We start from the raw sequence: 20,975 nt of genomic DNA on the forward strand, positions 1-20,975 counted from the left end.
CGGTGATCCACCCGATCGGGTGGATCACCGCCTCTTCACCTGTGGAGCTAAGGAGAATTGAACTCCTGACCTCCTGCATGCCATGCAGGCGCTCTACCAACTGAGCTATAGCCCCTTGCGAGATGCCGTCTCCCCGGAAGCTCTCTCCGCGGGCGGCGACGTGGACAACATTAACGCCCTCCCTCGCCCTTCACCAAATCCATTCCCCCGGGCCCCGGCCGGCGGGGCCGGGGGCCCTCCCCCGCCGCCGCGCGGCACCCCCCGGGCCGCCCGCTCACGCGGTGGCGAAGGAGTAGAAACGTTTCAGGGTGCAGTGCTCGTCCAGCAGCCGGCCGTAGATCGGCTCGCCTTCCAGCTCCCGATAGGTCTCGATCGGGTCGCCTTTTATGATCAGCGCCCGTGCGCACTCCTCGCACCAGTACTGATACTCGGGATTGACCGGGTCCATGTCCCTGACGATGGGCGTACCACTGCCGCACCAGTCGCATTTACGCCTGTGTGCCCCCATCACTCAGCTCCAGCTGTGACCGCAGGACGTACACACGTAAGAAACTCCGCCGTTGTCGCCGAGGACCTGGGCGACATGCGCCGATCCGCAGGACGGGCAGCCGAGGAGAACGGACATCGCTCTCCCTCCCGTCCTGGCCGGCGGTCCGGTCCGGCCGTCCGATTCTGCCATGGTCGCGCAACGGGGTCAGCGGCGTCGACGTGAAGTGGTGCGAAACGCGTAATCCCGCCCTCTGCTGAGGACGGGATACGTGAGGTGTGTTCTGTGGAGCTAAGGAGAATTGAACTCCTGACCTCCTGCATGCCATGCAGGCGCTCTACCAACTGAGCTATAGCCCCTTGTGTTCTTCGCGCTCGGCGCTGCGAACAAGAAGAACTTTAGCCTGCGACCTGCCGGAAAGCGAAATCCGGGGGTACGGGGCCGAGGGTCGGGCCGTCCCCGTCCGGCGGAGCCGGCGGCGGGACGGGCCGGACCGGCGGGCGGCCGGTGTCAGTCGTCGTCGCCGAGGACCGGTTCCGGGAGGGTGCCGGCGTTGTGCTCCAGGAGGCGCCAGCCGCGCGCGCCCTCGCCCAGCACCGACCAGCAGGTGTTGGAGAGCCCGCCCAGGCTCTCCCAGTGCCGGGAGTCCAGCCCGAGGAGCCGGCCGATCGTGGTGCGGATCGTGCCGCCGTGGCTGGCCACCACGAGCGTGCCGTTCTCGGGGAGCTTCTCGGCGTGGCGGAGCACCACGGGAGCGGCCCGGTCGGCGACCTCGGTCTCCAGCTCGCCGCCGCCCCGGCGCACGGGCTCGCCGCGCTTCCAGGCGGTGTACTGCTCGGTGTACCGCTCGATGATCTCCTGGTGGGTCAGGCCCTGCCAGACGCCGGCCCAGGTCTCGCGGAGCGCCTCGTCGTACTGGACGGGCAGCCCCGTCAGCGCGGACAGCTCCTCGGCGGTGGCGGCGGCCCGCTTGAGGTCGGAGGCGATGATCGCGTCCGGCTTCAGGGAGGCCAGCAGCCGGGCGGCCCGGCGGGCCTGGGCGACCCCGGTCCCGGTCAGCTCGATGTCCGTGGTGCCCTGGAAGCGGCGCTCCAGGTTCCACGCGGTCTGACCGTGCCGCCACAGGACGATCCGGCGGCCGGTCTTCTTGTAGGCGTCCTCGTTCAGCTCAACTCACCGTCCGCCTTGCCGTGGAGCTCCGCGTGCTCCTGGCCCTTGCCGCGGGTCTTCACGGCGTCCTCGGGCAGCGGCAGCTCGGGGCAGTCCTTCCACAGCCGCTCCAGGGCGTAGAAGACGCGCTCCTCGCTGTGCTGGACATGGACGACGATGTCGACGTAGTCCAGGAGAATCCAGCGGGCGTCGCGGTCGCCTTCGCGGCGGACCGGCTTGGCGCCCAGCTCCTTGTTCAGCCGCTCCTCGATCTCGTCGACGATCGACTTGACCTGGCGGTCGTTGGGAGCGGAGGCGAGCAGGAAGGCATCGGTGATCGACAGCACATCGCTGACGTCGTACGCGATGATGTCGTGGGCGAGCCGGTCGGCGGCCGCCTGGGCGGCGGTGCTGACAAGCTCGATGGCGCGGTCCGTAGCGGTCACTAGCAGGCTTTCGTCGGCGGTCGTATTGACCCCACCAGGGTCTCACGTACCGCCGACAGCCCTCGCGCCGATTCTCCGTCCTCGATCATCACATCGCTGTCCATGCAGGTCAGACCCGCTGGACCGGTCGGTCAGTCCGTACCGAAGTCCTGGCCGAGCACCACGCCCACATCGGCGTTGGGGGCCTGGTCGCCCTTCTGGACGGCGCTCGCGGGGAGCCCCAGGGTCTTGGCGACCTCGGCGGCCTCCTCCTTGCGCGCGTCGTCACCGTAGGTCACCTTCGAGGTGGTCGCGGTGTCGCCCTTGCCGCTGTCGACGACCGCGTAGCCGCCGTTGACCAGGGAGACCCTGGCCGTCTCGGTGGCCTTGTCGGTGCCGGTGGCGTTCCGGATGCCCACCCGGACGGCGTCGCCCTTCTCGGGGCCGCCGACCGAGCCGCCCAGGATGTCCTTGACGACGGTGCCGGCCGCCTCCTGGGTGAGGGTGCCGTCCTGCTGGACCGGGAGCAGCGCGGTCCGGTAGTCGCCGCCCTTGGCCCGCTCCGAGAGCTTGGCCAGCGAGGCTCCGAGGTCACTCTCGGTGAGCGAGGGGTCGAGGATCTGGGCGAGGGTCTCCACGGTGACCGTGGCGGACTTGGCGTCGCTCGGGATCTTCTTGAGGACGGCCTGCATGACCTGGCCGAAGCGCTGGAGCTGCTTGGCCTCGGGCTCGCCCGAGCCGCGGTGGGTGGCGTAGGCGACGGCCGCACGGCCGTTCAGTGTCTGGTTCTCGCCCTTTTTGACCAGCGGGGCTTCGCCGTCCTTGGCACTGGGGACCATGGTGTCGGTGGTCAGGTCGATGGTGCCGACCAGATCGACCAGGTTCTCCAGGAACGGGGTGTCCAGCCGCCAGGTGCCGGTGATCTTCGCGCCGAGGAGGGTGCCGATGGCCTCGCGGGTGCCCTCCGAGCCGTCGTCGTCCACGGATTCGCCCAGCGTGGTCGCGGTGCCGTCGTCGGTGGCGACGGAGAGGGTGTTGGGCACGAGGACGGTGGTGCCCTGACGGGTGGTGACATTGTCGACGAGGAGCGCCGTCGACGTGCCCTTCTTCTTGGTGTTGTGCAGATGCAGCACGATCACGTCCCGCTTCTGCGGGCCGCCGGCGCTCCCGCCGCCCTCGTCCGATCCCGAGCCGCCGGGCAGCGCGCCCGCGTACCAGAGGTAGCCGACACCGCCGGCGACGGCGAGCACCAGGGCGACGATGAGCGCGACGCCCCGGTTGCGCCCCCGGCGCTTGGCCTCCTCGCGGCGCTCGGAGCGGCTCTCGGTGAAGTTGAGCCAGTCGATGACGTCCTCGGAGTCGGCGTCCGGCTCCTCGATGAAGGAGAACTGCTCGGTGCGGTAGTCGCGTTCGGCGCCGGGGCCGCGCTCTCCGGGCACCCGCGGCCCGGGCTCGCCGGGCTGTTCGGGAGCCTGCCGCGGGGCGGGCTGTTCGGGGGCGGCGGGCTGTTCGGGGGCGGGCGCCGCCGCCGGCTCCCGGCCGTACCCCTGGTCCTGGCCGTAGCCGTACGCCTGTCCCTGGGCCGGGCCCTCCTGGACCGGGGGCTGCTGGACCGGGGACTGCTGGGGGAACTGGCCGTACGGGTCGTACGGCTGGGGCTGCCCGTACGCCGGCGCGGGCGCCTCGGGCTGCTGTCCGTAATCCTGCGGCTGTCCGTACCCGGGGGCGGGCGCCTGGGGCCGGGCGTACGGGTCGTGGCCGTAGCCCTGCCCGGGGACCTGCGGCTGGAGGCCGTAGGAGTCGTACGGCTGGGGCTGCTGATAGACCGGCTGCCCGTACTCGTCGTAGCCGATGATCTCCGGCTGCGGGTGGTACGGGTCGTACGGGTTCTGCTGGTCGTTCACCGGTGCCCCTCTCCGCGGCTCACTCGCCGCGGTACAACTGCCGCTTGTCGATGTAGCGGACCACACCGTCGGGCACGAGGTACCAGACCGGTTCGCCGTTGGCGACCCGTCCCCGGCAGCCGGTCGAGGAGATCGCCAGGGCCGGTACCTCCACGAGGGAGACCTTCCCCTCGGGCAGCCCGTCGTCCGTCAGATCGTGGCCCGGCCGGGTCACACCGATGAAGTGGGCCAGCGAGAACAGCTCCGTCGCGTCCCGCCAGCCGAGGATCTGGGAGAGCGCGTCGGCCCCGGTGATGAAGAACAGATCCGCGTCCGCGTTGAGGGAGCGCAGATCCCGCAGGGTGTCGATGGTGTACGTCGGCCCGGGCCGGTCTATGTCGATCCGGCTGACCGAGAACTGAGGGTTCGACGCCGTGGCGATGACCGTCATCAGATAGCGGTCCTCGGCGGGGGAGACCGCCTTGTGGGTCTTCTGCCACGGCTGCCCGGTCGGTACGAACATCACCTCGTCGAGGTGGAACAGCGCGGCCACCTCACTGGCGGCCACCAGGTGTCCGTGGTGGATCGGGTCGAATGTCCCGCCCATCACACCGAGTCGCCGCCGGCCGGACGCGGAGCCCGTCGGCACTGTCTGCTCTCCCATGCGTGCAGAGCCTACTGGCACGCCGGCCCGGCCCGACCCGCCCGGCTCAGCGGTCGCGGTTGAAGCGGGTGGTGATCCACAGCAGCAGGAGCAGCGCGATCAGCGCGCCGGCGCCGACGACCAACGGTTCGAGGCTCTGGTGTCGGCCACCGCCCTCGGATGCCTCGGCGAGGGTGACCAGGTGGGTGGCGGTGCTGTTGAGGCTCATCTTCGGCGGGCCCTTGTCGATCGGAGGGACATGGCGGACAGACTTCGCCCACATCGTATGCGGGCCGCTCGGGCACGCTCACGCCGACTCAGTCGTTGTGGTGATCACGGCGCCGTTCCGGCGGTGCCGTGAAGGGTACGCAGGGCCGGTGGCGCCCGCGTTCCCGGGGTTGTCCACAGCCCCCGCCGCGGTTCTCTCCCAGCGCCTACGCTGGAATCCGCCAGGGGGACGAACACACCAGCCACACGTTCAACCTTGAACAGCGGCGACGGCGCGGGAGAGCGCCGCGCCGGGCACCATCCGGGTCACACAGGGGGCATGAATGACCGAAAGCAGCCACGAGAACGTGCCGAGCAGGCAGCGCAAGCGCTTCCCCGGCATCTCCTCACGGGCGTACGAACACCCCGCGGACCGCTCGGCGCTGGTCGCGCTGCGCAAGCTCAGCGGGTTCGACACCGTCTTCAAGGCGCTGAGCGGACTGCTGCCGGAGCGCAGTCTGCGGCTGCTCTTCCTCTCGGACTCGGTCCGGGTGAGCGATGAGCAGTTCGCCCATCTCCACTCGATGCTCAGGGACGCCTGCTACATCCTGGACCTGGAGAAGGTTCCGGCGATGTACGTCACACAGGACCCGCGCCCCAACGCCATGTGCATCGGCCTGGACGAGCCGATCATCGTGGTGACCACCGGTCTGGTGGAGCTGCTGGACGAGGAGGAGATGCGGGCCGTGGTGGGCCACGAGGTGGGTCACGCCCTCTCCGGCCACGCGGTCTACCGCACGGTGCTGCTCTTCCTCACCAGCCTGGCGCTCAAGGTCGCCTGGATTCCGCTCGGCAATGTGGCGATCATGGCGATCGTGACCGCGCTGCGGGAGTGGTTCCGCAAGTCGGAGCTGTCGGCCGACCGGGCGGGGCTGCTGGTGGGGCAGGACCTGAAGGCGTCGATGCGCGGGCTGATGAAGATCGCCGGTGGCAACCATCTCCACGAGATGAACGTCGACGCGTTCCTGCGGCAGGCCGAGGAGTACGAGAAGGGCGGCGACCTCCGGGACTCCGTGCTGAAGATCCTCAATGTGCTGCCCCGTTCGCACCCGTTCACCACCGTGCGGGCGGCGGAGCTGAAGAAGTGGGCCGAGAGCCGCGACTACCAGCGGATCATGGACGGCCACTACCCGCGCCGGTCGGAGGACAAGGACGCCTCGGTCAGCGACTCGATCCGGGAGTCCGCGTCGCACTACGCGGACACCGTGCGCACCAGCAGGGACCCGCTGATGAAGCTCGTCGGGGACATAGCCGGCGGCGCGGGCGATCTGGGCGGGAAGCTGCGCGACAAGTTCACGGGCGACGGGAACGGCGCCGGCGGCGGTGACACACCGGGCGGCGGCGCACCGGGCGGCGGCGACAGGCCCGGCGGCGCCGGCTAGGCCACCGTCCGATCGGCCCCCGCGGGGGCCCGGGGGGTCACCGCCGGGGGCCCGGGGGGTCACCGCCGGGGGCCCGGGGGGTCACCGCCGGGGGCTCGGCTGGGCGCCGGGGGCCAAGGCGCCGCAGAGCGCCGTCGCGGGGGCCTCCAGGGCGTAGGGGTTGGTGTCCGCCGGGGCGGGCCGCTCGGCCCGGCGACCGGCCAGCAGGGGCCGCAGGGTCCCCGCGGAGTCGTCCGCACAGGACTGGGGCCCCGCCTGGACATGGCTGGTCAGCAGCTCCGTCCGGTGCCGGTACAGATCGTCCCGGTCGAAGCGGAAGCGCAGCTCCCGGCGGACGGTGAAGAGCGAGGCGCCGTCCGTCCCGCGCGCCGCGCCCGAACCGCCCACCCGGGAGGGCCCACCGGGGCGGGCGGCGGGGCGCAGGGTGTAGGCGAAGGTGTGGTCGGAGGCGATCTCCAGGGTGTCGGGGCCCGCCTCGGTGACCGTCAGGGTGCCCCTGACCCGGATCTCGGGGTCGGCGAGGGCCACCGCTTCCGGGTCGTAGCGGACCAGCCAGCCCGTGGCCGCGTGGCTGCCGTCGTTCGCCGGGGAGGCCATGCTGCGGTCGAACTGCTCCAGCTGGGCGGGGTCCAGCAGCACCCGCACGGGCCGGACCGCGCCGCCGGTGAGGACATCGGGGTCGAGCGAGGACCCCACCAGATAGTCCTTCGCGGTGGTGAGCGCGGTCATCACCTGGCTCGGGGAGAAGTTCTCCGTGCGCCGGGCGCCCGGGAGGGTGATGCCCGAGGCGCCGACACGGAAGTGGGCGGCGGCGCTGTGGGCGTAGAGATCGTCGGGGGTGCCCCCGGGAACGGCACCCCGGGGGGAGAGGGGGATCAGGGTGATACGGAGCGGCTCGGCCCGTTTGGCGGACGAGGTCTGGTGGACGGGGCGGACCCCCAGATAGACCGCGGTGGCGAACGCGAAGGCGACCAGCAGGACGAGCAGCAGAGCCGGAGTGGGGCCGGAGCGGAGCGGCCGGGTGGGCAGGGCGCGCACGGCGCGCGCGTGGGCACCCATCCGCTCCTGCGCGGAGTACTCCTGGAGCCGCGCAGCCCGGACGAACGATTCGTCGAAGACGACGGACCGGTACTCGTCCTCTCCACCGCCGGGGAGACCGTCGGCTGTCCCCTCAGGCGGGTCCTCGCGACCAGCCATACCTTGAGGGTGGGTCGAGCGGGGCTCCGGTAAACCCGGTGCTCCGCAACAAACCCCGACGAGCCCCCAACGAGCCCCGGACGAGCGCCGGTGCGTGCCCGGCCAAGCGCGCGGGGGCCGAACAGGGGCGCGAGGTCAGGGTGTGCGCGGTTCGGCGGACAGGGAGGAGGCGGGACGGTCCGCCGGGAGGGCGGGGCCCACGAGGCGGTCGGCGGACGGCACGGCCGGGTTGGTGGCGTCGACTCCGCTGGTCGCGGGCGGGGGCACCTGGTCCTGGCGGCTCCCCGCGGCGCCCCGGTAGACGGCGGTGAAGGCGAGGGCGACCATGCCGATGCCCATCAGCAGGGCGAGAATCCAGGCGACCGGCCGGTGCCAGCGGGCGCTGCTCCGGTAGGGGCGCAGCGCGCCGCCGTGCCGTCCGTAGGGGCCGTCGTCGTCCAGCGGGCCGTCGTCGTGGAGCCGTTCGCGGTCATGGGGGCCGTATCCGTCGCCGTACGGATCGTCGTCACGGCCCGGGCGGCCCGATCCGGCGGCGCGGGCCGCCTCCGCCTCGGCGCGGGCCTGCGCGGCGGCGAGCAGCCGTTCCACGGCGGTCGGCTCATGGATCTCGGCCGCCCTGACGAAGTCCTCGTCGAAGACCGCGGAGGCGAAGTCCTCGTCCGCGCCTCCGCGGTCGTCGTCGGGCTCCCAGCCGTCCGGGAACGGCCTGCCCCCCACGTCGTCCGGCACGCCCTCAGGGTAGACCCGGGCGGTGGGTTTGGGCAGCCCGAGTGCGGCCCCGGTGCACCGGCTACCGGGTGTGACCGTCGCCGGTGACGATGTACTTGGTGGAGGTCAGCTCGGGCAGTCCCATGGGCCCGCGGGCGTGCAGTTTCTGGGTGGAGATCCCGATCTCCGCGCCGAAGCCGAACTGGCCGCCGTCGGTGAAACGGGTGGAGGCGTTCACGGCGACGGTGGTGGAGTCGACCAACTGGGTGAAGCGGCGGGCCGCGGCCTGCGAGGTGGTGACGATGGCCTCGGTGTGGCCGGAGGACCAGCGGCGGATGTGGGCGACGGCGTCGTCCAGCGAGTCGACGACGGCGGCGGCGATGTCGTACGAGAGGTACTCGGTCTCCCAGTCCTCCGCGGTGGCCGGCACGACCGTGGCCTTGGTGGCACCGGCGTGCTCGCGCACCCGCTCGTCGGCGTGGACGGTCACCCCGGCGTCCGCCAGGGCGTCCAGGGCGCGCGGCAGGAACGCGGCGGCGACGGACTGGTGGACGAGGAGGGTCTCGGCGGCGTTGCAGACGCTGGGGCGCTGGGCCTTGGAGTTGATCAGGATGTCGACGGCCATGTCGAGGTCGGTCAGGGCGTCGACATAGACATGGCAGTTGCCGGTGCCGGTCTCGATGACGGGGACGGTGGACTCCTCGACCACGGTGCGGATCAGTCCGGCGCCGCCGCGCGGGATCAGCACGTCCACCAGCCCGCGGGCGCGCATCAGCTCCCGCACGGAGTCCCGCGACTCACCGGGGACCAGCTGGACCGCGTCGGCCGGGAGTCCCGCCGCGCCCACCGCGTCGCGCAGGACCGCCACCAGGGCGGTGTTGGAGGAGTGGGCGGAGGAGGAGCCGCGCAGCAGGACCGCGTTGCCGGACTTGAGGCAGAGGGCGGCGGCGTCCACCGTGACATTGGGCCGGGCCTCGTAGATGATGCCGACCACCCCGAGAGGCACCCGGATCTGCCGCAGGTCGATGCCGTTGGGCAGGGTCGAGCCGCGCACGACCTCGCCGACCGGGTCGGGCAGGGCGGCGACATGGCGGACATCGGCGGCGATGGCCCGCACCCGCTCGGGGGTGAGGGTGAGCCGGTCGATGACCGATTCGGCGGTGCCGGCCTCCCGGGCGCGCGCGGTGTCCTCGGCGTTGGCCGAGAGCACTTCGTCCGTACGGGCCTCCAGCGCGTCCGCGATCGCCAGCAGCGCCTCGTCCTTGGCCGAGCGCGGCAGCGGGGCGAGGTCGGCCGCGGCGGCGCGCGCCCGGTGGGCGGCACGGGTGACCGGCGAGAGGGAGTCGTACGGCGGAAGCGGCGAGGGCGTGGTCATACCCGCAGGGTAGTGCGCTCGCCGCGGCCGTCCGGCCGGTATCCCGTGCCGTCCCGTACTGCGAGACAGCGGCCGGGCTCGGAGGGATCGGATCGCGTCGGATCAGGTCGGATGAGGTTCAGGTCAGGTCAGGTCAGGTCGGATCGGGTCGGAGAGGTCCGTGGGGACCGCCGGGGATCAGAAGGGGTGGACGCCCACCGGAGAGGCGGGCGGCGGGCCATAGCCCTCCGCGATCCGCTGGTGGTACGTCTGGCGGTCGATGACCTCCAGCCCCACGATCGTCCACGGCGGCAGTTTCGCGGTGGAGCGGTGCTCGCCCCAGAGCCGCAGCGCGACGGCCGCCGCGTCGTGCAGGTCCCGCGCCTCCTCCCAGTACCTGATCTCGGCATGGTCACCGGCATAGCGGCTGGTCAGCAGGAAGGGGTGGTCGTGCGCCAGCTGTTCGAGCCCGCGCCGGACCTCTCTGAGCGGCGCCTCGTCGCCGGAGACGCTGAGCGTGATGTGCCAGAGCTTCGACTGGACGCGCTCCTCGGCGCGCGCCGAGGTCTCCCCCGTACGGGCGGCGCCGCCCGGCTCCTGTCCCCGGCCCGGTACCCGGGCCGGCCGCTGTTCCTGTGGCTCGTCCTGTTCCTGTCCCTCCTCGGCGCCGTCGAAGTCGGCGCCCTCGAAGTCGGCGCCTGCCTCGACGCTCGTCAGAGCCCGTTCCTCGCCCGCCGCCCGACGGGCCTGGTCGCCCGCCGTCCTGCGGGATTGCTCACCCGCCGTCCTGCGGGCGTGGTCCGCCGCAGTCCTGCGAAGGTGCGGGACGCCCCCGTTTCCTCGGGGCACATCCCCTGGGCGCGCTCGTCTCACCGGCGGCCTCCTGATTGCATGTGTCGTCGTGCTGTACCCCGCCATCCCCCCGCAACAAAGTTGACCAGTCCCGGACGGAACATGGGGTGGTTTTGGTAAAGGTCCCTGTTGGTTGACGGGAGTTTCAGCCGTTTCAGGGGCGCAGGACGACCAGATCGTCCCTGTGTACGACTTCCCGCTCGTAGGCGGGACCGAGGTCCCGGGCCAGGTCCCGGGTGGAGCGGCCGAGGAGCTGGGGGATCTCCTTGGCGTCGAAGTTGACCAGCCCCCGGGCGACGGCGCTGCCCCGGGCGTCGCGCAGCTCCACCGGGTCCCCGGCGGCGAACTCGCCCTCGACGGCGGCGATTCCGGCGGGCAGCAGCGACTTCCGGCCGACGACCACAGCCTCGACCGCGCCGTCGTCGAGGATCAGCGCGCCCTGGGGGGTGGAGGCGTGCGCCAGCCAGAGCAGCCGGCCGGTGACGCGGCGTCCGGTGCGGTGGAAGAAGGTGCCGGTGGCCCGGCCGGCGAGGGCGTCGGCGGCGTGCACGGCGGAGGTGAGGACGACCGGGACGCCGGCGGCCGTCGCGATCCCGGCGGCCTCGACCTTGGTCGCCATGCCGCCGGTGCCGACCCCGGCCTTTCCGGCGCCGCCGGTCTCGACGTGCGCGATGTCGGCGGGGCCGCGCACCTCGTCGATCCTGGTGCTGGTGGGCCTGGCCGGATCACCGTCGTACAGGCCGTCCACGTCCGAGAGGAGGACCAGGAGGTCGGCGCGGACCAGATGGGCGACGAGGGCGGCGAGCCGGTCGTTGTCGCCGAAGCGGATCTCGTCGGTGGCGACGGTGTCGTTCTCGTTGACGACGGGGACGGCGCCCATGGTCAGGAGCTGGTCCAGGGTGCGGTAGGCATTGCGGTAGTGGGCACGGCGGCTGGTGTCGTCGGCGGTGAGCAGCACCTGGCCCACCCGGACGCCGTAGCGGGCGAAGGAGGCGGTGTAGCGGGCGACCAGCAGCCCCTGGCCGACGCTGGCCGCGGCCTGCTGGCGGGCGAGGCCCTTGGGGCGGCGGGCCAGGCCGAGGGGGGCGAGCCCGGCGGCGATGGCGCCGGAGGAGACCAGCACGATCTCCTTCTCGCCGCCGTCGCGGATCTTCGCGAGCACGTCCACGAGCGCGTCGACCCGGTCGGCGTCGAGTCCGCCCGACGCGGTGGTCAGCGAGGACGAACCGACCTTGACGACAATCCTGCGGGCCTGGGTTACCTGCTGCCTCACCACTGTCACGGACCGAATCTACGTCAGGCCCCGCGCCGGGTGCGCCGGTATTTCACCGGCTGGACAGCGGGTGCCGGAGGACGGCCGCGAAAGGTGCCGGAAGACGCGGGGCCCGTACGGCGCGCGCCGTACGGGCCGTGCGTCGACCGACCGGCTCAGCGCCGGAGCGAGGCTTCCGTTCCGGCTTCCGTTCCGGCTTCCGTCCCGTCCGCGTCGACCGGGTCCGCCGGGTCGACCGGCTCGGTCGGGTCGGCGGGGTCCACCGCTTCGGCCTGGCCCGCCGCTTCGGCGGGGTCGGCCGGGTCCGCCGCTTCGGCGGTCTCCGCCTCGGCCGGCACGGCGGCCGGGCCCGCGTCGGGCTGGAGGTTCAGCTCGAACTGCGCCTCCTCGCTGAGCCGCGCCTCGACGCCCAGGTTGCGGGCCTCGGACTCGGCGGCCAGCTCCCGCACGGCGGCGTTGAACCGGTCCATCGAGGTGGGGTGGTCGGGGCCGAGGAGGTACTCCTTCAGCTCCTGGCGGGCACCGGCCAGCGGATCGTGCTCCGGGGACGCGACGGCCGCCAGCAGGGCGTCCAGTTCGACGGCGCTGTTGCTGAGGACGACGGCGGCGCGGGCGGCGGTGTTCTGCCGCAGGAACTCCCCGGCGCCCAGCTCGGCGGAGTCGGTGAGGGCGTACGGCTTGCCGCTCGCCATGAAGTCGGAGACCACGCTGGAGATGTCGGAGACCATCGCGTCGGACTCGTTGAAGCAGTCGTAGAGCTTGGGCTCGGGGCCGGTCACGACCAGGTGCTCCCAGAAGCCGGTGGAGCGCCAGTACGCGGTGTTCCACGCGTCCCGGAGTGCCTTGATCCGCTCCAGTCGCTGCGGGTCGGCGAGAGAGTCGCGGGACTCCTCGGCACCGTCGCGGCGGGCCCGGCCGGGCTTGGCGAGCGCGGCCAGCTCCGCCTCGATACGGGCCAGCTCGGCGCGGGCCGCCTCCTGGGCGGGCTTCGCGGCGGCGGCCCGGCCCGACCAGCGGGGGTCGGCGGCGCGGGCCGCGACGGCCTCCGTGATCATCGCGGTGATCCGCTCGTGGACGGCCTTGGCCCGCTGGTCGCGGATGCCGGTGAAGGGGTGCGGCTTGTAGATCACCCGCACCGGCCGCTCGGCGGTGAGCAGCCGCCGGATGATGTTCTCGCCGGCCAGCAGCAGGGAGGTGTTGCCGGGGTTGTCGTCCCAGCCCTCCCAGGTGGGGGCGTAGAGCACCGTCGGTACGGGGTTCTTCGGCGTCCCGGTCCAGGACTGGATGGGGGCGAGCTGGGGGCGTCCGACCTCGACGATGTCGTCGTCGCGGACACCGACGTCGGCGAGGGCGTAGCGGTCGCGGCCGGCCCGGCCGGCGGTCCACACCTCGTCGTACACCTTGCTGTACGGGTTGACGCTGGCCAGCTTGTCGCTGTCGCCGTGGCCGATGAAGACGTGCTGGATGGTCGGCACCCGCAGCAGGTGGATGTTCTTGCCGACATTGGCCGCGTAGAGCGCGACCCGGACCGTGGAGAGGTCCATGTTCATCAGATGGGTGGCGCCGGGCACGCAGATGACGGGGACGGTGGTCGGGTTCAGCTTGTTGACCAGACCGCGCTCCCGCATGATGATCAGCGGCCGCCCGTCGATCTCCTCCATCGTCTCCAGCCACATATTGGCCTGGTAGGCGGACTCCTTGGAGCCGGAGAAGTACAGCACGACGGTGGGGCGGTACTCGCGCAGCCAGTCGCTGACGGCCTCCAGGACCACCGGGGCCTGCGGGACCCGGCGCTTGGCGCGCAGATACGGGGCGAGCGCGGCGATGTAGAGGACGATCAGCGCGATGCTGGCGGCCACGCCCGCGTATCCGATGACGTCCCGCTGGAGAGCGGTGGCCAGCAGCACACCGATCACGGCCGGGATGTCCAGGTGGAGGACTTTCTCGGCGGCGCGGGTGCGCAGGGCGTTCGGCGGGGCGTCGGGGATGTTCAGCCGCTGGAGATCGACATTGCGGGTGACGACCGGCATCACCCGGCGCAGCCGGATCAGGGTGACCAGGGCGCCGTGCGGGGCCTGGAGGCCGTAGAAGACCAGGAAGCCGGCGACGGCGACGTAGAAGAGCGTGGTCTCGGCGAGGCCCTCGCGGGCGAGCAGCAGGACCAGCAGGACCTGGCGCAGCAGAAAGCGGATGGTCAGTCCGACGCGCAGCTTGCCGAGGCGGTTGATCAGGTAGCTGCCCCTGCGGTGCAGATACCAGTCGGACGCGTAGGTGACTGCCGCCGCCGCCGCGAACAGCCAGGTGTTCGGCAGCAGGGCGGCGATCATCACGCAGGGATAACCGAGTCCGAGAAGAACTGCGGCGGCCAGCTCGGACAGGCTGCCGACGCGCGCCAGACGAATGGCTGTGGAAATCACGAAGAACCTGCTCCAAGGGTGGCGGTTTGGTCCTTTTGCGAGAATTGCAAATCCCGGAACTTCGCTACCCGAAGGTGCAGTCAGGACTCCGCACAGTGCATGGCCGGCCCCGTGTCCCCAGCATCCCGGTATTCCGCGCGTCAGGATGCTCACAGGGGGCCCGCAGAACTGCTGTGACAGCATTCATCGCATTAACAGCGAATTATTGCATATCTTCTTCGCGCATCAGGACAGCGGCGAGCGCCTGCTCGAAGCCGGAGGCCTCGCTGGCGCCCCGGGTCGGGTCCTGCTGGCGTACGTCGATGACATGGCCGGTCAGTTCGGAGAGGAGCACATCGAGGGAGGTCCTGGCGACCGCCTCGGACGAGAGAAGACTGCCCGCGGGCTCGGCACCGAAGGCCTTGGTGCGCATCGGGGTCGCCGTGCGCTCGGGATTGACGCAGTTGACGCGGATGCCTTCATTCGCCCACTCGTCGGAGAGGGCCTGCGTCAGATTCACCATCGCGGCCTTGGTGGAGGAGTAAAGGCTGTACTCGGCACGCCCGCGCGTATAGCTGGACGATGTGTAGAGCAGCAACTGCCCCTTGGTTTCGGCCAGATACTTGTATGAGGCACGGGCAATCTGCACCGGCGCCAGGTAATTGACGTTCAGCGCTTCCTGGATGGTGCTGTTGTCCGTCTCCGCCAACTTGCCGATACGCAGTACGCCCGCGGTGTTGATGACGTAATCAATCCGGCCCGTCTCGGAGTACGCCTTGGAGAGGGCGTCGTCCACGTGCTCGGGGTTCTCGACATGGGTGCCGGTGGTGGAGCGGCCCAGCGGGTAGACCTTGGCGCCGTAGGTCGCGGCCAGTTCGGCGATGTCCGCGCCGATGCCGTAGGAGCCGCCGAAGACGACCAGCGTCCTGCCCTTCAGCAGCTCGCGGTAGGCGGCCTCGTCGGCCTGGCGGGGGGCGGCGGTGGAGGCCAGCTGGAAGAGCTTGTCCGTGATGAAGACATCGACCGGCTGGGTGACCTTCATGTTGTACTCGTCGCCCGCGACGACGTGGATCGGCACGTCCGGCAGGTACTTGAGGACAACGGAACAGTCGTCGGTCGCCTGGAAGTTGGGGTCGCCGGCGGCGACCTCGTAGGCACGGCGGATCGTGGAGAGCTTGAACGCCTGCGGGGTCTGGCCCCGGCGCAGCCGGGAGCGGTCCGGGACGTCGGTGATGAACTCGCCGTCCTCACCGTGCGTGCGGGTCACGATGATGGTGTCCGCGGAGGGGATGGCGACGTCGACGGCCTGGTAGCGCTCCAGCGCGTCCACACAGTCCTGGATCACTCGCTGTGACAACAGCGGGCGGACGGCGTCATGGAAGAGGACGTTCCGGTCCTCGCCCTCGGCGAGGCCCTCGCCCAGGGCGGCGATGGCCCGCTCGGTGGTCTCGTTGCGGGTGGCGCCGCCCTCGATCACCTGGGTGACCTTGGTCAGTCCGGCCTTGGCGACGATCCTCTCGATGTCGGGGACGAACCCGGGCGCCATCAGCACGATCACATCGTCGATCGACTCCGCCTGCTGGAAGATCGTCAGTGTGTGCTCGATGACAGCCTTGCCGGCGATCTTCAGCAGCTGCTTCGGGATCGACAGACCCACGCGCTGGCCGGTACCGCCGGCGAGAACGACTGCCGTGGTACGGGGCTTGGCTTCGTGCGGCACAGACACAGAACGACCTACCTTCAGACGAGTGGGACCGTGCGATGGTCGCACTCTGTGTGACCGTCTCGCAAGCGAGTGGAAGCCGCCCCGCCCCCGGTGGTAGCCGGGGGTTCACGGAGTGGCCAGGGAGGTTGGGCCCCCACGACCCGTGCCCGGAAGTGACGGACGCCACAGCCCAGGTGCGTTTGGTGCCCTTCACGAGGCGGTATTGGGGCCGCCCGGGTGCTCAGCGGTCGACCACCCGCAAAACCAGTCCGTTGTCACCGTCGTAGGCGAGGGTCACCCGGACGAGGAGCTGCTCCCGGCGGAGCAGCCGGCGGACCACCCGCCGGGCCAGCAGCAGCGGGCGCCGCCGGTGCGCGAGGGCGTCGGGGTGGACGAAGACATCACTCTTCTGGACCACGTCGTCAAGGAGGCGCGCGACCCGTACCGGGCTGTGGCCGGGGGCGAATCGGAGGAAGACGTCCCAGACGTCGTGCTCGGTGAGCCGGCGCCGGGCGACCGTGTCCCCGTCGATCACGGCCCGGAACTCCCGGGCGCCCTCGCGGTCGGCGGGGAGGTCCAGCTCCTCCCAGGGCCCGCCTCGGCGGCGCAGCACCAGCGAGGGCGCCCCGGAGGGCTCGACCGGGCCCAGCACCCGGCCCTCCAGGGTCAGCCGGGTGCCGTCGCGGCTGACTCCGCCCGCCTCGGCGTGCACCGGGCGCACCCAGGACCGCAGGGCGAGCTGCTGCCGGGGGGCGCGCCGGTGGGGCACCCGGTGGCGGACGCCGTCCCCGGGGGCGAGCCGGCCGGCGACCCGCAGGGAGCCGCGCTGGTCGACCGAGCGGGCGGGCAACGGCGTACGGAGAGTGGCGCCGGGCGCGCCCGGCGAGGGCTCGGGCGCCCCGGTGCGGGGGGCGCCCGAGGGTGCGGCACCGCCGGGGGACTCGGGGGGCCGGGGGGAGGCCGCCCCCGGACCGTCGGGCGGTGCCGGGTGCTCCGTGTGGCAGAGCCACTGGCCCTCGGGGAGGTCGGCGGCGGCCGGGACGGTGGCGGTGCCGTCCGGGCCGAAGGGGAAGCTCCGGGTCTCCTCGGGACCGCCGCCGGCCCCGAGGACGCAGACCAGCCGGAGCCCGGACGGGACACCGGGACCGCCGGGACCACCGGGACCACCGGAACCACCGGAACCACCAGCACCACCGGGACCACCGGAACCACCGGAACCACCGGAACCACCAGCACCACCGGGACCGCCGGCGGCCCCGGGTCCGACCAGGGTGACGTCGATGGAGCCGTCGTCCCGGGCGACACAGTCCACCAGGGGCACGAACGCGCCATCGGAGGCAACCTCCGGGCCGTCCCGTACGTCTTCCGGGACAGCACCGTGCGGGGTGCCCGCGACCGGGGCGGGTTCCGCGGGGGTGCCGGCGCGGCGCCGGGCCGGTGTGCCCGCACCCAGTTCGGCGAAGAGGTCCGCGTACCGCCCTGCCACGGCGCCCGGGTCGAAGCGGCGGGAGTTCGCGAGCGCGGCGGCGCCCATCTTGCGGCGCATGCCCTCGTCCTCGATGAGGGTGATCAGGGCGCGGGCCACCGCGTCGGCGCTGCCGACCGGTACCAGCAGTCCGTCCTCGCCGTCCTCGACGATCTCGCGCGGGCCGTAGTCGCAGTCCGTGCTGACCACCGGGAGTCCATTGCGCATGGCCTCCACGAGCGTCATCCCGAAGGACTCGTGGCGCGAGGTGGAGACCGCGATGGCGCCCTTGACCCACTCGGGGTCGATCGGCGAGCGCGGCCCCATCAGATGGACGTGGTTGCCGAGCCGGTGCCGCAGTACGCGGCGGCGCAGCCGGTCCTTCTCGGCGCCCCAGCCGCAGATGCGCAGGGTCCACTCCGGGTGGCGCTCGACGACCTGGGCGAAGGCCCGGATCAGCACCTCGTACTGCTTCTCGCGGGAGAGCCGGCCGGCCGCGACGACGATCCGGTCGGAGAGATCGGAGGGGGCGACCACCGGCGCGGGGACGCTGTTGGGGATGGCGAGCACGCGGGTGCCGGGCAGGGGCATCCGTTCGCGCCACACGGCGGCGTCGCCCTCGGAGACCGTCACCAGGGCGTCGATGGCCGCGAGATGGGGCCGCAGCTCCTCCCGGAGCGCCTCGCTGTGGTGATGGTGCGTCATGTGCTCCTGGCCGATGACCACCGCGCCGGCGGGTGCGAACAGGGCCGCGTAACCGACCAGACCGGGCCGGGTGCCGATGACGACATCGGCGCCGGAGGCCGCGTAGTGCCCGCGCACCCGCTCGTCGGTGAGGGCGCTGTACTCGCCGTAGCGGGCCTCGGAGCGGAGGAAGTGCTCGGCGGGTTCCGCGCGGAGCGGGTGTTCCTTCTCCCGGGCGGGCGCCTTGGGGCGGATGTCGACCAGCGGTACGACGGCGACGCGCGGATCGATGTCGAAGAGGGGGCGGTCGCGGTGGCGGAAGACCGAGACGATTTCGACCTCGTGGCCGCCGGCCAGCTCCTCCGCCAGATTCAGCGTGGTCCGGATGGTCCCGCCGATGCCGTAGATGGTGTGGATGAGGAATGAGATCTTCACCGGTGCTCCGCTCGTCCGCCGGGGCCGTCCGGCCCGAGCCGTGAGACCAGGGTGAACCGTCACAGCCGCTGCCTGATGGCAGCGGCTGTGGGCGGCGGGGCCGGCGCGGGCCCGGGCGGGGCGCCGTGCACCGGGCCGGTGCCGGGCGGAGCCGGTCCGGGACGGGGCCCGGCCCGTCACCGGTTCGGTTCCGTCACCGGATCGGCTTCCTCACTGGAACGGGTGGAACTCGTCGTACTCGCGCTGGGCGTCGTCGCGCTCGGCGTCGCGGTCGCGGCGGCGCTGGGCGGCGGGCCTCGGGGCCTCCAGGCGGTGGTCCTCGCCGCGGCGCCCGAGCATCTCGGCGCCGGCCATCATGGTCGGCTCCCAGTCGAAGACCACGGCGTTGTCCTCGGGGCCGATGGCGACGCCGTCGCCCGCGCGGGCCCCGGCCTTCATCAGCTTCTCCTCGACACCGAGGCGGCTGAGCCGGTCGGCGAGGTAGCCGACGGCCTCGTCGTTGCTGAAGTCCGTCTGGCGGACCCAGCGCTCGGGCTTCTCGCCGCGCACCCGGTAGAGGCGCTCCTCCTCGCGGACCACGGTGAAGCCGGTGTCGTCGACCGCCTTGGGGCGGATGACGATCCGGGTGGCCTCCTCGGCCGGCTTGGCCGCGCGGGCCTCGGCGATGATCTGCGCGAGGGCGAAGGACAGCTCCTTCAGCCCGGTGCGGGCGACCGCCGACACCTCCAGGACCTGGTAGCCGCGGGCCTCCAGCTCGGGGCGGATCATCTCGGCGAGGTCCTGGCCGTCGGGGATGTCGACCTTGTTGAGGACGACCATCCGGGGGCGGTCGTCCAGGCCGCCGTACTGCTTCAGCTCGGCCTCGATCACATCGAGGTCGGAGACGGGGTCGCGGTCCGACTCCAGGGTCGCCGTGTCCAGGACGTGCACCAGGACCGAGCAGCGCTCGACATGGCGCAGGAACTCCAGGCCGAGGCCCTTGCCCTGGCTGGCGCCGGGGATCAGTCCGGGCACATCGGCGATGGTGTAGACGGTGGAGCCCGCGGTCACCACGCCCAGGTTCGGCACGAGGGTGGTGAAGGGGTAGTCCGCGATCTTCGGCTTGGCGGCGCTGAGCACGGAGATCAGCGAGGACTTGCCGGCGCTGGGGTAGCCGACCAGCGCCACATCGGCGACGGTCTTCAGCTCCAGCACGACATCGCGCGCCTCGCCGGGCTCGCCGAGCAGCGCGAAGCCGGGGGCCTTGCGGCGGGCGGAGGAGAGCGCCGCGTTGCCGAGGCCGCCGCGGCCGCCCTGGCCCGCGACGAAGGTGGTGCCCTGGCCGACGAGGTCGGCGAGGACATTGCCCTCCTTGTCGAGGATGACGGTGCCGTCCGGGACGGTGAGGACCAGGTCCTGGCCGTCCTTGCCGGAGCGGTTGTCACCGGCGCCGGGCTGGCCGTTGGTGGCCTTGCGGTGCGGGCTGTGGTGGTAGTCGAGCAGGGTGGTCACCGACTGCTCCACCACCAGGATCACATCGCCGCCACGGCCGCCGTTGCCGCCGTCGGGGCCGCCGAGCGGCTTGAACTTCTCCCGGTGAACGGAGGCGCAGCCGTGGCCTCCGTTACCCGCGGCGACATGCAGTTCGACGCGGTCCACGAAGGTGGTCATGGGTGTGCCTCCATTGCTGACGGAATTGTCCCTACCTGTAACACAGCAGAGGCGGACCCGCTTCCCGATTGGGGAAGTGAGATCCGCCTCCACAGAAATCCCGCGGAATACTCCGCGGTGGAAACCGTTCTACGGTTCCGGAAAGACCGATTGCTCGATCAGCCGGCGACCGGAACGATGTTCACGACCTTGCGGCCACGGTGCCGGCCGAACTCGACCGCACCGGCGTTCAGCGCGAAGAGGGTGTCGTCGCTGCCGCGGCCGACGCCCGAGCCCGGGTGGAAGTGGGTGCCGCGCTGGCGGACCAGGATCTCACCGGCGTTGACGACCTGACCGCCGAAGCGCTTCACGCCGAGCCGCTGAGCATTGGAATCGCGACCGTTCCGAGTGGACGATGCGCCCTTCTTATGTGCCATGTCTCCTCAGTCCCTTACTTCGCGGCCGTGGGAATGCCGGTGACCTTGATCGCCGTGTACTGCTGGCGGTGACCCTGGCGGCGGCGGTAGCCGGTCTTGTTCTTGTAGCGCAGGATGTCGATCTTCACACCCTTGTGGTGGTCCACGATCTCAGCCGTGACCTTGATGCCGTCCAGGACCCACGGGTCGCTGGTCACGGCGTCGCCGTCGACAACGAGCAGGGTAGAGAGCTCTACCGTGTCGCCAACCTTGGCGGTGGGGATCTTGTCAACCTCAACGATGTCGCCGACAGCAACCTTGTGCTGGCGACCACCGCTGCGCACGATGGCGTACACGCGGATCTCTCTCTCACTCGGATCGGGACCCCTGATGCCAGCCGCTCACATGGGCCGGGGCCCGTGATGATCCGGAAGGACGAGCGGCCTCCCCCCGCGTCAGGTGAAACCGCGGGGAGGTGGGTGCTCAGAGGTGGGTGCATAGGGAAACACACCGAGGGTCAAGAGTAGCGGGGGCCGCTTCCGGGGGTCAAACCGGCCCTGTGCTCGCCGGACGCGCCCGGGGAGGCCCGGAGCGGCCCGGAGCCGCGCGGCGCGGCGACCGGGTC

The 20,975-nt window shown here is 71.7% G+C and carries 18 protein-coding genes and 2 tRNA genes; 1 reads left to right on the forward strand and 19 read right to left on the reverse strand.

Going from position 1 to position 20,975, the window contains the following annotated elements; translation table 11 throughout:
- Positions 1–42 precede the first annotated feature (42 nt).
- The 8 genes from ABT122_RS25735 to ABT122_RS25770 all read right to left on the reverse strand — a co-directional run bounded on the left by ABT122_RS25735 (position 43) and on the right by ABT122_RS25770 (position 4,816).
- A tRNA-Ala gene (locus ABT122_RS25735) sits at positions 43–115 on the reverse strand.
- 159 nt (positions 116–274) lie between these two features.
- Positions 275–508, reverse strand: a complete 234-nt coding sequence (locus tag ABT122_RS25740) for a hypothetical protein (RefSeq protein WP_026277450.1) — start codon at positions 506–508, stop codon at positions 275–277.
- Positions 509–773: 265 nt separating this feature from the next.
- Positions 774–846: transfer RNA gene (locus tag ABT122_RS25745), tRNA-Ala, on the reverse strand.
- 151 nt (positions 847–997) lie between these two features.
- A complete protein-coding gene (locus ABT122_RS25750) occupies positions 998–1,654 on the reverse strand; it encodes a histidine phosphatase family protein (protein ID WP_351556909.1) in 657 nt (218 codons plus the stop codon).
- Positions 1,651–2,082, reverse strand: a complete 432-nt coding sequence (gene rsfS / locus ABT122_RS25755; RefSeq protein WP_351556822.1) for a ribosome silencing factor — start codon at positions 2,080–2,082, stop codon at positions 1,651–1,653. The genes ABT122_RS25750 and rsfS overlap by 4 nt, the downstream gene beginning before the upstream one ends.
- A 131-nt stretch (positions 2,083–2,213) precedes the next feature.
- Positions 2,214–3,965 (reverse strand): LCP family protein, encoded by a 1,752-nt coding sequence (locus ABT122_RS25760; protein WP_351556825.1) that lies wholly within the window; start codon positions 3,963–3,965, stop codon positions 2,214–2,216.
- 19 nt (positions 3,966–3,984) lie between these two features.
- Entirely contained in the window at positions 3,985–4,608 is a 624-nt protein-coding gene (gene nadD, locus ABT122_RS25765) for a nicotinate-nucleotide adenylyltransferase (protein ID WP_351556828.1), read from the reverse strand.
- A 46-nt stretch (positions 4,609–4,654) separates the two neighbouring features.
- Entirely contained in the window at positions 4,655–4,816 is a 162-nt protein-coding gene (locus tag ABT122_RS25770) for a hypothetical protein (RefSeq protein WP_351556831.1), read from the reverse strand.
- A gap of 322 nt (positions 4,817–5,138) precedes the next feature.
- Between ABT122_RS25770 and ABT122_RS25775 the strand changes: the two genes are divergently transcribed.
- Positions 5,139–6,236, forward strand: coding sequence for a M48 family metallopeptidase (locus ABT122_RS25775; RefSeq protein ID WP_351556834.1), 1,098 nt, complete (start codon positions 5,139–5,141; stop codon positions 6,234–6,236).
- Positions 6,237–6,317: 81 nt separating this feature from the next.
- On the opposite strand, the gene ABT122_RS25780 is transcribed toward ABT122_RS25775, so the two are convergent.
- The 11 genes from ABT122_RS25780 to rplU form a co-directional block, all read right to left on the reverse strand.
- Complete coding sequence (locus ABT122_RS25780; protein WP_351556836.1) at positions 6,318–7,433, reverse strand: SCO2583 family membrane protein; 1,116 nt, start codon at positions 7,431–7,433, stop codon at positions 6,318–6,320.
- A gap of 135 nt (positions 7,434–7,568) precedes the next feature.
- The gene (locus ABT122_RS25785) at positions 7,569–8,162 is read right to left on the reverse strand and encodes an SCO2584 family spore wall biosynthesis protein (RefSeq protein ID WP_351556839.1); all 594 of its coding nucleotides are present in this window, start codon (positions 8,160–8,162) and stop codon (positions 7,569–7,571) included.
- A gap of 61 nt (positions 8,163–8,223) precedes the next feature.
- Positions 8,224–9,516 (reverse strand): glutamate-5-semialdehyde dehydrogenase, encoded by a 1,293-nt coding sequence (locus tag ABT122_RS25790; protein WP_351556842.1) that lies wholly within the window; start codon positions 9,514–9,516, stop codon positions 8,224–8,226.
- A gap of 177 nt (positions 9,517–9,693) precedes the next feature.
- Complete coding sequence (locus ABT122_RS25795; protein ID WP_351556912.1) at positions 9,694–10,212, reverse strand: DUF8830 family protein; 519 nt, start codon at positions 10,210–10,212, stop codon at positions 9,694–9,696.
- A gap of 289 nt (positions 10,213–10,501) precedes the next feature.
- On the reverse strand, positions 10,502–11,629 hold the full coding sequence (proB, locus tag ABT122_RS25800) for a glutamate 5-kinase (protein ID WP_351556845.1): 1,128 nt from the start codon (positions 11,627–11,629) through the stop codon (positions 10,502–10,504).
- A 146-nt stretch (positions 11,630–11,775) separates the two neighbouring features.
- The gene (locus tag ABT122_RS25805) at positions 11,776–14,037 is read right to left on the reverse strand and encodes a hypothetical protein (RefSeq protein WP_351556848.1); all 2,262 of its coding nucleotides are present in this window, start codon (positions 14,035–14,037) and stop codon (positions 11,776–11,778) included.
- Positions 14,038–14,239: 202 nt separating this feature from the next.
- Positions 14,240–15,742, reverse strand: coding sequence for an SDR family NAD(P)-dependent oxidoreductase (locus ABT122_RS25810; RefSeq protein ID WP_351556851.1), 1,503 nt, complete (start codon positions 15,740–15,742; stop codon positions 14,240–14,242).
- A gap of 220 nt (positions 15,743–15,962) precedes the next feature.
- Positions 15,963–18,305, reverse strand: coding sequence for a glycosyltransferase family 4 protein (locus ABT122_RS25815; RefSeq protein ID WP_351556853.1), 2,343 nt, complete (start codon positions 18,303–18,305; stop codon positions 15,963–15,965).
- 210 nt (positions 18,306–18,515) lie between these two features.
- Positions 18,516–19,955, reverse strand: coding sequence for a GTPase ObgE (obgE, locus tag ABT122_RS25820; protein ID WP_351556856.1), 1,440 nt, complete (start codon positions 19,953–19,955; stop codon positions 18,516–18,518).
- Between the two features lie 158 nt (positions 19,956–20,113).
- Positions 20,114–20,371 (reverse strand): 50S ribosomal protein L27, encoded by a 258-nt coding sequence (gene rpmA / locus ABT122_RS25825; protein ID WP_351556859.1) that lies wholly within the window; start codon positions 20,369–20,371, stop codon positions 20,114–20,116.
- A gap of 14 nt (positions 20,372–20,385) precedes the next feature.
- Positions 20,386–20,706, reverse strand: a complete 321-nt coding sequence (gene rplU, locus ABT122_RS25830) for a 50S ribosomal protein L21 (RefSeq protein WP_351556862.1) — start codon at positions 20,704–20,706, stop codon at positions 20,386–20,388.
- Positions 20,707–20,975 lie beyond the last annotated feature (269 nt).

The sequence above is a fragment of the Streptomyces sp. NPDC001985 genome, from assembly GCF_040296845.1.
GTDB lineage: Bacteria > Actinomycetota > Actinomycetes > Streptomycetales > Streptomycetaceae > Streptomyces.

Bases quoted from the DNA above. Each gene is read 5' to 3' on its own strand.
- ABT122_RS25740 (WP_026277450.1), bottom strand. From the start codon at position 508: ATGGGGGCACACAGGCGTAAATGCGACTGGTGCGGCAGTGGTACGCCC.
- nadD (WP_351556828.1), bottom strand. From the start codon at position 4,608: ATGGGAGAGCAGACAGTGCCGACGGGCTCCGCGTCCGGCCGGCGGCGA.
- ABT122_RS25770 (WP_351556831.1), bottom strand. From the start codon at position 4,816: ATGAGCCTCAACAGCACCGCCACCCACCTGGTCACCCTCGCCGAGGCA.
- ABT122_RS25775 (WP_351556834.1), top strand. From the start codon at position 5,139: ATGACCGAAAGCAGCCACGAGAACGTGCCGAGCAGGCAGCGCAAGCGC.
- ABT122_RS25780 (WP_351556836.1), bottom strand. From the start codon at position 7,433: ATGGCTGGTCGCGAGGACCCGCCTGAGGGGACAGCCGACGGTCTCCCC.
- ABT122_RS25790 (WP_351556842.1), bottom strand. From the start codon at position 9,516: ATGACCACGCCCTCGCCGCTTCCGCCGTACGACTCCCTCTCGCCGGTC.
- obgE (WP_351556856.1), bottom strand. From the start codon at position 19,955: ATGACCACCTTCGTGGACCGCGTCGAACTGCATGTCGCCGCGGGTAAC.
- rpmA (WP_351556859.1), bottom strand. From the start codon at position 20,371: ATGGCACATAAGAAGGGCGCATCGTCCACTCGGAACGGTCGCGATTCC.